The organism is Pseudomonas sp. MD195_PC81_125 (assembly GCF_014060985.1).
Classification (GTDB): domain Bacteria; phylum Pseudomonadota; class Gammaproteobacteria; order Pseudomonadales; family Pseudomonadaceae; genus Aquipseudomonas; species Aquipseudomonas parakoreensis.
This window is the reverse complement of sequence record NZ_JABULD010000072.1, coordinates 1-12,538: the sequence shown is the minus strand read 5'-3', so window position 1 is coordinate 12,538 and position 12,538 is coordinate 1. Positions and strand designations below refer to the sequence as shown.

The 12,538-nt window shown below is 61.4% G+C and carries 5 protein-coding genes and 6 pseudogenes; 7 read left to right on the top strand and 4 right to left on the bottom strand.

The features are described from left to right. Positions 1-105: 105 nt before the first annotated feature. The 3 genes and pseudogenes from mapR to HT737_RS03510 form a co-directional block, all read right to left on the bottom strand. Positions 106-1,516: pseudogene (gene mapR, locus HT737_RS03520) on the bottom strand (GntR family transcriptional regulator MpaR). 166 nt (positions 1,517-1,682) lie between these two features. Further along, positions 1,683-3,114: pseudogene (gene ccoG, locus HT737_RS03515) on the bottom strand (cytochrome c oxidase accessory protein CcoG). Between the two features lie 195 nt (positions 3,115-3,309). Continuing rightward, positions 3,310-3,558, bottom strand: a complete 249-nt coding sequence (locus HT737_RS03510; RefSeq protein WP_095669224.1) for a DUF3203 family protein — start codon at positions 3,556-3,558, stop codon at positions 3,310-3,312. Between the two features lie 122 nt (positions 3,559-3,680). Between HT737_RS03510 and HT737_RS03505 the strand changes: the two are divergent. From HT737_RS03505 to HT737_RS03490, 4 genes and pseudogenes are all read left to right on the top strand, one after another. Next, positions 3,681-4,194: pseudogene (locus tag HT737_RS03505) on the top strand (MgtC/SapB family protein). Positions 4,195-4,450: 256 nt separating this feature from the next. After that, positions 4,451-5,137: a CsgG/HfaB family protein gene (locus HT737_RS03500; RefSeq protein WP_177325722.1), complete on the top strand. Its 687-nt coding sequence runs from the start codon at positions 4,451-4,453 to the stop codon at positions 5,135-5,137. 29 nt (positions 5,138-5,166) lie between these two features. Then, on the top strand, positions 5,167-5,535 hold the full coding sequence (locus HT737_RS03495) for a DUF4810 domain-containing protein (RefSeq protein WP_003225593.1): 369 nt from the start codon (positions 5,167-5,169) through the stop codon (positions 5,533-5,535). Further along, entirely contained in the window at positions 5,532-6,191 is a 660-nt protein-coding gene (locus tag HT737_RS03490; RefSeq protein WP_131670302.1) for a DUF799 domain-containing protein, read from the top strand. Before HT737_RS03495 ends, HT737_RS03490 begins: the two co-directional genes overlap by 4 nt. A 122-nt stretch (positions 6,192-6,313) precedes the next feature. Here HT737_RS03490 and HT737_RS32550 read toward each other — a convergent pair. Beyond that, positions 6,314-6,412, bottom strand: a pseudogene (locus HT737_RS32550) (hypothetical protein); the annotation flags it as partial. Positions 6,413-6,431: 19 nt separating this feature from the next. Between HT737_RS32550 and HT737_RS03485 the strand changes: the two are divergent. From HT737_RS03485 to HT737_RS03475, 3 genes and pseudogenes are all read left to right on the top strand, one after another. Next, on the top strand, positions 6,432-7,121 hold the full coding sequence (locus HT737_RS03485; RefSeq protein ID WP_182401465.1) for a GntR family transcriptional regulator: 690 nt from the start codon (positions 6,432-6,434) through the stop codon (positions 7,119-7,121). A gap of 135 nt (positions 7,122-7,256) precedes the next feature. Continuing rightward, positions 7,257-9,367 (top strand): annotated as a pseudogene (locus tag HT737_RS03480) (ATP-binding protein). Between the two features lie 182 nt (positions 9,368-9,549). Continuing rightward, positions 9,550-12,185, top strand: a pseudogene (locus HT737_RS03475) (excinuclease ABC subunit A). Positions 12,186-12,538 lie beyond the last annotated feature (353 nt).

The following is a 12,538-nucleotide window of genomic DNA, read 5'->3' as shown; positions in this document are numbered from 1 at the left end:
CAGCTCCCACAGGTTTCTGTGTCGTACACAATATTTGCGACTGACATCGATCACTGTGGGAGCTGGCTTGCCAGCGATAGGGCCTGCACAGGCAATATCTGACTGTCAGAACGACCGCACAATCCGCCCCAACGTCTCCATTGCCTTCTCCGAATCCTCGGTCCACGGGCTGCCGTAATTCAAGCGAATACAATTCCTGAATCGCTGGGTCGGCGAGAAAATCGGCCCCGGCGCGATGCTGATGCCCTGCGCCAACGCCATCTGAAACAACTTCAAGGAATCCATCTGCGGCGGCAATTCCAGCCACAAAAAGTAGCCACCCGCCGGCTGGCTGACCCGGGTCTGCGCCGGGAAGTAGCGGGCAATCGCCGCGAGCATCGCGCTTTGCTGCTCTTCCAGGGCGTAGCGCAGTTTGCGCAAGTGGCGGTCGTAGCCGCCGTGTTGCAGGTAGTCGGCAATCGCCGCTTGCGCCGGCATTGAAGCACAGAGCGAGGTCATCAGTTTCAGCCGTTCGATTTTCTGCGCGTAACGCCCGGCGGCGACCCAGCCGATACGGTAGCCGGGGGCCAGACTCTTGGCGAACGACCCGCAGTGCATCACCAGTCCTTCGGTGTCGAACGCCTTGGCCGGTTTCGGCGCTTGCTGGCCGTAATAGAGTTCGGCATAGACGTCGTCCTCGATCAGCGGCACCTGATGCCGGCGCAGCAGTTCCACCAGTTCCTGTTTCTTCGCCTCGGGCATGGTCGCGCCCATCGGGTTCTGGAAACTGGTCATGCACCAGCAGGCCTTGATCGGATGGCGTTCCAGGGTCTGGGCGAGCACGCCGAGGTCGATACCGTCGCGCGGGTGCACGGGGATTTCCACGGCCTTGAGTTTCAGGCGCTCCAGCACTTGCAGGCTGGCGTAGAACGCCGGGGCTTCGATGGCCACCAGATCGCCCGGTTCGGTCACTGCTTGCAGGCACAGGTTCAGCGCTTCGAGGGCGCCGTTGGTGATCAGCAGTTCTTCCATGGGCAGCATCAGCCCGCCGACCATGTAGCGCAGGGCAATCTGCCGACGCAGTTGCGGGTTACCCGGCGACATGTCGGTGACCACCATGCGCGGGTCCATCTCCCGCGCCGCACTGGCCAGCGAGCGCGACAGACGCTGCAACGGGAACAGGGTCGGGCTGGGGAACGCCGAGCCGAAGGGCACGGGTGCTCGGGTCCTTGATCGATTCGAGCACCGAGAACACCAGTTCGCTGACGTCGACTTCGGTGGAGTCGTTGACGTGGCTGCTGATCACCGGCTCGGAAAACGGACTCGGCGCGTGGGTGTTGACGAAGTAGCCGGAGCGCGGCCGCGCGCGGATCAGACCGCGACGTTCGAGCAGGTAATAGGCCTGGAACACCGTGGACGGGCTGACCCCGTAGGTTTGGCTGGCGTAGCGCACCGACGGCACTCGCTGCCCTGGGCCGAGGACGCCGGAGCGGATCAGTTCAGCGATGTCGTCGGCGAATTTTTCGTAGCGTTTCATCGGTATCCCGCGATGGACTGAATTCGGATTGCTTGTTGTGGCGAGGGAGCTTGCTCCCGCTTGAGTGCGTAGCACTCACAGTTTTTGGGGCCGCTACGCAGCCCAGCGGGAGCAACTCCCTCGCCACAGGTATCGCAGTGTCAAAAGAGAGCTGCATCTTAAAGGCTCAGCGATTCATCGGCGCCACAAACCTGCTTTTCGCCACGCTGTAAATCTGCGGCTCGTCGCTGTCGGCGATCTTGAAGCTCAAGGTCTGCGAGCTGCTGGCCGGGCGTTCGGTGGTCATCGCCACCGATACCGGCACGTCGACAATCTCACCCGGCGCCAGGCTCAGTTCGGTCTTGCCCTGCAACTGGAAGCCTTCGCCATCCACCAGGCTCAGGGTGTAGTCCTGGCGCTGCTGGGTCTTGTTGATCACCTTCAGGGTGTAGATGTTTTCGATCTGGCCCTGACCGTTCTCGCGGAACAGCCCGCGATCCTTGGTCACGTCCAGCGAGATCATGGGCCGTTCGACCAAAGCCAGTGCCAGTGCGCCGATCATCACCAGCAGCACCGCGACGTAGCCGATCAGCCGTGGCCGCAGCAGGTGGGTCTTGCCACCCTGCAATTCGCGCTCGGAACTGTAGCGGATCAAGCCGCGCGGGTAATTCATTTTGTCCATGATCGAATCGCAGGCGTCGATGCACGCCGCGCAGCCGATGCATTCCATCTGCAAACCGTCGCGGATGTCGATGCCGGTCGGGCACACCTGCACGCACAACTGGCAATCGATGCAATCGCCGAGACCGGCTTCGGCGGGCTTCACGTCGCGTTTGCGCGGGCCACGGTTTTCGCCACGGGCGGCGTCATAGGAAATCGCCAGAGTGTCTTTGTCGAACATTACGCTCTGGAATCGCGCATACGGGCACATGTGCATGCACACCGCTTCGCGCAGCCAGCCGGCGTTGATGTACGTGGCAGCGGTGAAGAACAACACCCAGAACAGGCTGACCCCGCCGATCTGCAGGGTGAACAGCTCTTCGGCCAGCGGGCGAATCGGTGTGAAGTAGCCGACGAAGGTCAGCCCGGTCATCACGCTGATCGACAGCCACAAGGTGTGCTTGGCGGCGCGCCGCGCCAGTTTGTTCAGGCCCCACGGCGCTGCTTGCAGTTTGATGCGCTGATTGCGTTCACCCTCGGTGACTTTCTCGCACCACATGAAAATCCATGTCCACGAGCTCTGCGGGCAGGTGTAACCGCACCAGACCCGGCCGGCGAACACGGTGATGGCGAACAGACCGAACGCAGCAATGATCAGCAGCGCCGAGAGCAAAATGAAATCCTGTGGCCAGAAGGTCGCGCCGAAGATATGGAATTTGCTTTCGGCGAGGTCCCACAGTACGGCCTGACGACCGCCCCAGTTCAACCACACGGTGCCGAAAAACAGCAAAAAACAGAAACCCTGCGCCGCTGATGCGCAGGCGGCGAAACAGCCCGGTGAAACTGCGGGTGTGGATCTGCTTGTCGGTGGAGCCGGCCTTCGCCTTCATTGGGCGACCTGGCACATTTTTAATGGTGGGGCTTGCTTCTACGGTTCGGACGGGGATTTGTTCGCTCATGGTCATTCGCTCATCAGCCTCCATCAGGCGAACGAACTATGAGCGCCGATCTGATTGCATAACAGACTCAGCTATTTGAATAAAAAGCGGATCAGATGGCGTCTGAGCGACGCCCTGCGACAACTTGAAGCAGCCCGCAGACGCAGGCGCAAACGCCTATCGCAGGCGTCTGCACCCAGTGTTGATCAGGGTCAGTCAAATCACCGAATCACTGTCGTCAGCCTTTAGATGCTTGCGGCCGTCTTTCGCGCCAGCGACGGTCAAGGCATCCGCCTCTGCTTCAGTGATGTAAACGCGCCGGTTTTCAATTTCCACGAACGACATGGCTTTTTCGCTATCCGTTTTGACTTCCAGGGTGTCGCAGATACGAATTTCTTCGCCATTTTCGACGGTGAAAAAACACACTTTTGATTCGGGGTTGGATTCATCGATTCGAACGGGCATGAGGCTGTCCTTTTTTCATGGGTACCTGAGAGGTTAGGGCGCGCGCGGGGCCGATCGTTCTGCGCAACTGATTAATGGTCGCCGCTGTCCATGCACTAACGACAAATAAAAAGGACGGAGCGATGAACGCCTGGTGGGATGAAGTGTGGGAAACGCTGCAAGCGGAGTTCGCCGACATCGGCGACGCTTCGCAACTGACGCGCATCACCGTGCGTCTGCTGATGGCCGCCGTGCTGGGCGGAATTCTCGGTTTTGAACGTGAACACAAAGGCAAGGCCGCCGGGGTACGTACGCACATGCTGGTGGCACTTGGCGCGGCGCTGTTCGTGCTGGTGCCGCAAACCAGCGGGGCGGAGTCCGATGCGATGAGCCGGGTGTTGCAGGGCGTGATCGCCGGCATCGGTTTTCTCGGCGCCGGAACCATCCTGAAAAAACAAGGAAGGCGATGAGGGCCATGTCAAAGGGCTGACCACTGCAGCCGGATTGTGGATGACGGCGGCGATCGGCGTGGCGACCGGGTTGGGCAAGGAGGCGACGGCACTGCTCAGTACCCTGTTGGCACTGGGGATTTTCAGCGTAATGCCGCGGGTGGTCAGGTTGTTCGAGAAAGAAGGCGAGAAAAACCAGCATCTGTGAACACCGCGAACAACCTGTAGGAGCTGCCGCAGGTGCGATCYTTTGACKTTGATTTTTAAAAACAAGATCAACAGATCGCAGCCTGCGGCAGCTCCTACAGAGGGGGATTTGTGGTGTTCAGATCAGCCAATTCATTGGCGTCAAAAAAATCTGTCGCGAATGATGGCACTTTGTCATAATGCCGCCCCTTTTCCTGCTCCCCACCGCTTTGCCGTGCCGGGACACACCGTTTTTTCAGAAGGAATGCACAGTGAGAATGATCTCCCGGATGTTGGTCTCAGGCGTTGCGATTGCCGTGCTCGGCACCCTTGCCAGCTCCCTTGCCGGCTGCGCCACCGAAAGCTCCCGCGCACTGCCGGTGGCCAAGGTCGAGAGCGCCACGCAAGTCTGGACCGGCGCTCGCGTACCGATGGCGGTGGGCAAGTTCGATAACCGCTCCAGCTACATGCGCGGGATCTTCTCCGACGGTGTCGATCGTCTCGGCGGCCAGGCCAAGACCATCCTGATCACTCACCTGCAGCAGACCAACCGTTTCTCGGTACTGGACCGCGACAACATGGGCGAGATCCAGCAGGAAGCCGCGATCAAGGGCCAGGCCCAGCGCCTCAAGGGCGCCGATTACGTGGTCACCGGTGACGTCACCGAGTTCGGCCGCAAGGAAACCGGCGACCACCAACTGTTCGGCATTCTCGGCCGGGGCAAGACTCAGGTCGCTTACGCCAAGGTCAACCTGAACATCGTCAACATCAGCACCTCCGAAGTGGTGTATTCGACGCAGGGCGCCGGCGAGTACGCCTTGTCCAACCGCGAAATCATCGGTTTTGGCGGTACCGCCGCGTACGACTCCACCCTCAACGGCAAAGTCCTTGATCTGGCCATGCGCGAGGCGATCAATCGTCTGGTCGATGGCATGAACGCCGGTGCCTGGAAACCGGCTAACTGATCGTTATTCATTGCAAGGAGCAACACCCCATGAATCTGACTTTGTCGCGGTCGCTGCTGGCCCTGACGCTGGCCGCCAGCGCCTTGCTGGCCGGTTGCAGCAGCCCGAAAACCCTGTACCAGTGGGAAGACTATCAACCGCAGGTCTACGAATACTTCAAAGGCGAAGAGCCGAAGGAAGCCCAGGCCGAAGTGCTGGAGCGCGATCTGCAAAAGATCCGTTCCACCGGCAAGGCCGTGCCGCCGGGCTATCACGCGCACCTGGGCCTGCTGTACCTGAGCATGGGCAAGGACGATCAGATGGTGCAGCAGTTCCGCACCGAAAAAGCGCTGTTTCCCGAGTCCGGCCCGTACATGGATTTTCTGCTTAAAAACGCCAAGACCGGAGACGCCAAATGATCTCGCGCACCCTGAAACTGCTGGCCGCCGGTTTGGCCCTGACCGTGCTCGGTGGCTGCGTCGCGCCGAAAACCGTGGATTACTCGGCGTACAAGCAGGCACGGCCGAAGACCATTCTGGTGCTGCCGCCGCTGAACACCTCGCCCGACGTGAAGGCGTCGTACAGCCTGCTGTCGCAGGTGACATTCCCACTCGCTGAAGCCGGTTACTACGTACTGCCGATCACGCTGGTGGACGAAACCTTCCGCCAGAACGGTCTGACCACACCGGATGACATCCATCAGGCTCCGGCGAACAAACTGAAGGAAATCTTCGGCGCCGACGCTGCGTTGTACATCACCGTGACCGAATACGGTACGCGTTACATGGTCATCAGCAGCGAAACCGCGGTGACCGCCACCGCCAAACTGGTGGACCTGAAATCCGGCACCACGCTGTGGACCGGTTCGGCGCGGGCGTCGAGCGAAGAGGGCGGCAACAACAGCGGTGGCGGTCTGATTGGCATGCTGATCACGGCGGCGGTGAAACAGGTGATCAACAGTTCGACCGACGCCGGTTACCCGATTGCCGGCGTGGCGAGCAATCGTCTGTTGTCGGCCGGTCAGCACGCCGGTCTGTTGTACGGTCCGCGTTCGCCCAAGTACGGTACTGACTGAAGATCAAAAGATCGCAGTCTGCGGCAGCTCCTGCAGGGGAAACGCATCCCAAATGCAGGAGCTGCCGCAGGCTGCGATCTTTTTGCATCATGACGGCCTCCCGCTCACTTGCCCCCGCCTGACTTGCGATTCATCCCCTGCATCTCGCCACCAAAGGCGATATCCTGCGCCACACTTATCGAAGCAAACAGCGCAAAACTCTGGAACACCGTGTTTGCCTGAGGCTAAAGGAGTGTTCGAATGACCGAGAAGAAACTGGAAACCACGGTCGACCGCGTCTACCAAGGGGTTTACCAGGCGATCAGCAAGCGTTCGCTGCGTCCGGGGATGAAGCTGGGCGAGGCTTCGCTGGCCGAACTGTTCAATGTCAGCCGTACGTCGGTGCGCGCTGCGCTCAAACAACTGGAGGCCGAAGGCCTGGTCACCACCGAGCCCAATAAGGGGGCGTCGGTGTCGTTGCCCAGCAATGAGGAGATCCGCTCGCTGTTCGAAACCCGGCGGCTGATCGAGATCGGCATCGTCACCGAGCTGTGCCGCCGCAAGGACGCCGCGGCGATGCAAGACCTGCGCGAACACCTGTTGCTGGAAGATGAAGCCCACGCCGCCGGCGATCATGAACGACTGATCCACCTGCTCGGCGAGTTCCATATCAAACTGGCGCGCAGCCTCAATAATCCGGTGCTGCTGGACTGGTTCCAGAAGCTGATTTCCCGTGCCTCGCTGTACGTTGCCGCACTGGATGACGACAGCCACGAAGCCTGCCGCGACAACGAACATCTGCGCCTGATCGAATACATCGAGGCAGGCGACCAGAACGCCGCCATCGAGCTGACCTGCCTGCACCTCAATGGCGTCGAAAAGGCGATTCTCGACGTCGCTGCGAAAATGAAAACTGGCTACCATCCGCTCAAACACCTGATCGGGGTCTGAACCCGGGGCGCCGCGAGAAATCGGCTATACCTTCAATGAAACCAATGCGACCGGCGGCGCTCGAAACACAGGGGCGCTGCGTCCGTTCAGCGTTGCGATATATCGGGCAAACACCACAGGACACCGAGTCAATCGATGCAGTTTTTATCCGATAGCCACGGTTGTGACGGCTGGAAAGGCGAGATGGCCGAACGCATTTGCGCGTTCGACTGGCGCCACACCGAACTCGGCCCGCTCGACACCTGGCCTGCCAGCCTGTGCAGCGCCGTGCAATTGATGCTGGCCTCGCCCTTGCCGATGGTCATGCTCTGGGGCCACGCCGGGTACATGATCTACAACGACGCGTACTCGCAGTTTGCCGGCGGCCGCCACCCGTATCTGCTGGGTGCACCCGTGGAACTGGGGTGGCCGGAAGTCGCCGACTTCAATCGGCATGTGGTTGACACCTGTCTGGCGGGCGGCACCTTGTCCTACCGCAACAAGGAACTGGTGCTGTTGCGCGATGGCGTGCCTGAAGATGTCTGGATGGATCTGTATTACAGCCCGGTGGCCAACGACGACGGCGTGCCTTCCGGGGTGATGGCGATGGTGGTCGAGACCACCGAGTTGGTGCGCTCCGAGCGCCTGCGTCAGGCGGCAGAAGACGCCTATCGGGCCGACAACGAACGGGTGCGTCTGGCGCTGAATGCCGGGGCGTTGCTCGGCTCGTTTGTCTGGGATGTGAAGAACAATGTGTTGTCGGCGGACGAGCGTTTCGCTCGCACGTTTTCGTATCCGCCGGAGCAGGATCTGAGCAACCTGCCGCAATCCCTGACTGAGTCGCGGATTCACCCGGATGACCTGGCGTGGGTGCAGGACCGGGTCAATCATTCGCTGCAGACCGGCGAGCCGTACAACGCCGAATACCGCGTGCGGCGCGCGGACGGCAGCTACCTGTGGGTGCTCGCCAGTGGCGCCTGCGAGTTCGACGAACACGGCGCGCCGTTTCGTTTCCCCGGGGTGTTGATCGACATCCATGAACGCAAGATTGCCGAAGAATCCCTGCTCAAATTCACGCGCAACCTGGAGCAGCGGGTGGCCAGTGAAGTGGATGCCCGGCTGGCGGCGGAAGAGCAATTGCGCCAGTCGCAAAAACTTGAAGCCATCGGCGGACTGACCGGCGGCGTGGCCCACGACTTCAACAACCTGCTGCAAGTGATTGCCGGCAACCTGCATTTGCTGGCGCGGCATGAGCCGGACAATGCCAACGTGCAACGCCGGGTCAGCGCCTCGCTGGCAGCGGTGGAACGCGGTGCGAAACTGTCGTCACAATTGCTCGCTTTTGCCCGGCGCCAACCGTTGTCGCCGGCGGTGTGCGATCCACGACAGATCTTCGACGGCGTTGGCGAACTGCTCCAGCGTGCACTCGGCGAAACCATTCAGATCGACGTGCAATTGCCGCAGGACCCCTGGCACATCAACGTCGACCGCAATCAACTGGAAAACGCCATTCTCAATCTGGCGATCAACGCCCGGGACGCAATGAAAGGCGAGGGCACGATTGTCCTCAGCGCCATCAATACGCGGCTGGACAGCACTTTTTGCGCAGGCAAAGGCATCGTCGCCGGCGATTTCGTGCGGGTGATGGTCAGCGACAGCGGCGTCGGCATTGCGCCTCAAATGCTTGAGCAGGTATTCGAGCCGTTCTTCACCACCAAGCTGACGGCCAGGGTACCGGGCTCGGTTTGAGCATGGTGTTCGGCTTCGTCAAACAAAGTGGTGGCCATGTCGAGATCGACAGCACCGTGGGCGAAGGCACGCGGGTGCAACTGTACTTTCCGCGCAGCCTGCGTCCGGTCCTTGATGAAACGCCGAGCGTCGACCCGCAGCAGAGCGGCGGCCACGAAACCATCCTGGTGGTTGAAGACAACGACGCGGTGCGCGCCTCGGCCGTGGAATTGCTGCGCGAGGAAGGCTACCGCGTACTGACTGCGAGCAATGGCGACGTGGCGATGCAGAGGCTGCTGGAAGGTATCGAAGTGGATCTGATTTTCACCGACGTGGTGATGCCGGGGCTGATCAAAAGCTCCGATCTGGCGGCATGGGCCAAGGTGCAGGTGCCGCCGGTGGCGGTGCTGTTCACCTCTGGGCACACCCGCGACATCATTTCACGCAACCACCAGTTGAGCCCGGACACGCACTTGCTGAGCAAACCGTATGGCCCGGAGTCACTGTTGCAGATGATTCGATCGGTGCTCAGTGCCTAGCTGGCCAATTCCCGATTCCCTGTGGCGAGGGGATTTATCCCCGATGGAGTGCGCAGCACTCCCCTGCATTTTTCCAGCTATATGGCATTTGCAATGACTGCGCCGGCTGCGCCGCCGATCGGGGATAAATCCCCTCACCACAGGGTTCAGCTTCGCCCCTATTTTTTCTGCAGGGACAGCCAATGACTTCCAAGCGTAATTCCAAAGCACCTACCGGCATGGTCCGGGTGCGTGGCGCCCGTGAGCACAACCTGAAGAACGTCGACGTCGACATCCCCCGCGATGCGCTGGTGGTGTTTACTGGCGTTTCCGGTTCGGGCAAGTCGTCGCTGGCCTTTTCGACCTTGTACGCCGAAGCCCAACGGCGCTATTTCGAATCGGTGGCGCCGTACGCGCGGCGCCTGATCGATCAGGTCGGTGTGCCGGACGTCGATGCCATCGAAGGCTTGCCGCCCGCCGTGGCTTTGCAACAGCAGCGCGGTACGCCGAGCACGCGCTCGTCGGTGGGCAGCGTGACCACCTTGTCCAGCCTGATCCGCATGCTGTATTCCCGCGCCGGCAGTTATCCGCCGGGGCAACCGATGCTCTATGCCGAGGATTTTTTCTCCGAACACGCCGCAGGGCGCCTGTCCTGAGTGCCACGGCCTTGGCCGGGTCTACGAAGTGACCGAGGCGCTGATGGTGCCCGATCCGGACCTGACCATCCGCCAGCGCGCCGTGGCGTCCTGGCCGCTGGCGTGGCAAGGGCAGAACCTGCGCGACATTCTTGTGACCATGGGCATCGACGTCGACATTCCGTGGAAGAAGCTGCCGAAAAAACAGCGCGACTGGATTCTGTTCACCGAAGAAACGCCCACCGTGCCGGTGTACGCCGGGCTGACCCCGGAGGAAACCCGGGTCGCGCTCAAACGCAAGATGGAACCGAGTTATCAGGGCACGTTCACCGGCGCCCGGCGCTACATCCTGCACACCTTTACCCACTCGCAAAGTGCGCTGATGAAGAAGCGCGTTGCGCAATTCATGCTCGGCAGCCCGTGCCCGTTGTGTGACGGCAAGCGCCTCAAGCGTGAAGCGTTGTCGGTGACCTTTGCCGGATACGATATTGGCGAGTTGTCGCAGATGCCGTTGCTGCAAGTGGCCGAAGTATTGAAGCCCGTGGCCGCGGCGACGTACCTGGAACAGGCCGAGGAAAGCGGTGAAACCCTCAGCCATGCGCAAACCCGCGAGGCGCGTCAGCAACGCGTCGCCCACGGTGCCAGCGGCCACGCCAGCGCGCCGGACGTACGCCACACGCCGAACCTGTCGCTGGAAAAGCGTCTGGCGGCGCAGCGCATTGCCGAGGACTTGCTGGAACGGGTCAGCACCCTGACTGATCTGGGCCTTGGTTACCTGGCGCTGGAGCGCAGCACGCCGACCTTGTCGTCCGGTGAGCTGCAGCGCCTGCGTCTGGCGACACAATTGGGCTCGCAGCTGTTCGGCGTGATCTACGTGCTCGACGAGCCGTCCGCCGGCCTGCATCCAGCCGATGGCGAGGCGCTGTTCGAGGCCTTGCAGCGCTTGAAGGCTGACGGCAATACGCTGTTTGTGGTCGAGCACGATCTGGAAACCATGCGCCGCGCCGACTGGCTGATCGATGTCGGGCCCGGCGGCGGGCGAGAAGGGCGGGCAGGTGTTGTACAGCGGCCCTCCGGCCGGGTTGGCCGAGATCGACGAATCGCAGACCCGTGCCTACCTGTTTGCCGAGAGCCAGCGGCAGACCCGCACCGCGCGCAAGCCGAGCGGTTGGCTGAAACTTGACGGGATCAGCCGCAATAACCTGCACAACCTCAGCGCTGAATTTCCGCTGGGCTGTTTTACCTCGGTGACCGGGGTATCGGGTTCGGGCAAGTCGAGTCTGGTCAGTCAGGCGTTGCTCGAACTGGTCGGTGCGCAACTCGGGCGGCCGGTGATTGAAGAGGCGCCGGAAGAACTCAGTCTCGAAGACGACGCGCCGCAGGCCAGCAGCGGTCAGGTGACTTCAGGGCTGGCGTCGATCAAACGACTGGTGCAGGTCGATCAGAAGCCGATTGGCCGCACGCCGCGTTCGAATCTGGCGACCTACACCGGGCTGTTCGACAACGTCCGCAAACTGTTCGCCGCCACCCCCGAGGCGCGGGCGGCGGGGTACGACGCCGGGCAGTTCTCCTTCAACGTCGCCAAGGGCCGTTGCCCGACCTGCGAGGGTGAGGGGTATGTCAGCGTTGAGTTGCTGTTCATGCCGAGCGTGTATGCACCGTGTCCGACCTGCCATGGCGCGCGCTATAACCCGCAGACGTTGATGATTCAGTGGCAAGGCCTGAGCATTGCGCAGGTGTTGCAACTGACCGTGGATGAGGCGGTCGAGGTGTTCGGCGAACAGCCGGCAATTCGCCGTTCGCTCGAGGTGCTGCGAGACATCGGCCTCGGTTATCTGCGGCTCGGGCAGCCGGCCACCGAGCTGTCCGGTGGCGAGGCACAGCGGATCAAACTGGCAACCGAACTGCAGCGCAATCAGCGCGGCGCTACCTTGTATGTGCTGGATGAACCGACCACCGGCTTGCATCCGCGGGATGTCGATCGGCTGCTGGAACAACTGGACAACCTGGTGACGGCAGGGCACACGGTCATCGTGGTCGAGCATGAAATGCGCGTGGTAGCGCAAAGTGACTGGGTGATCGACATCGGCCCGGGGGCCGGGGATCAGGGCGGCCGGATTGTCGTGGCCGGCACACCGCAGAAAGTCGCAGCGAGCAAGAAGAGCCGGACGGCGCCGTTTCTGGCGCGGGCCTTGAGCCGATAGCCCAGGTGTTCCGACTGACTCCATCGCCAGCAGGCTGGCTCCCACAGTTTTTGTGGTGTGCACAAGGCTGGTGATCAAACAAAAACCTTGTGGGAGCGGGCTTGCCAGCGATAGCGGAAGGTCAGGCAATGAGAGGCTGAATGTGCCGACGCCATCGCGGGCAAGCCMGCCGCTCCCACAGGTTTTTGCGGTGTTCACAACACCTGCGGATGGCATCAGTCCTGTGGGAGCTGGCTTGCCAGCGATAGCGGAATGTCAGGCAATGAGAGGCTGAATGTGCCGACGCCATCGCGGGCAAGCTCGCTCCCACAGTTTTTTGCGGTGTTCACAACACCTGCGGATGGCATCAGTCC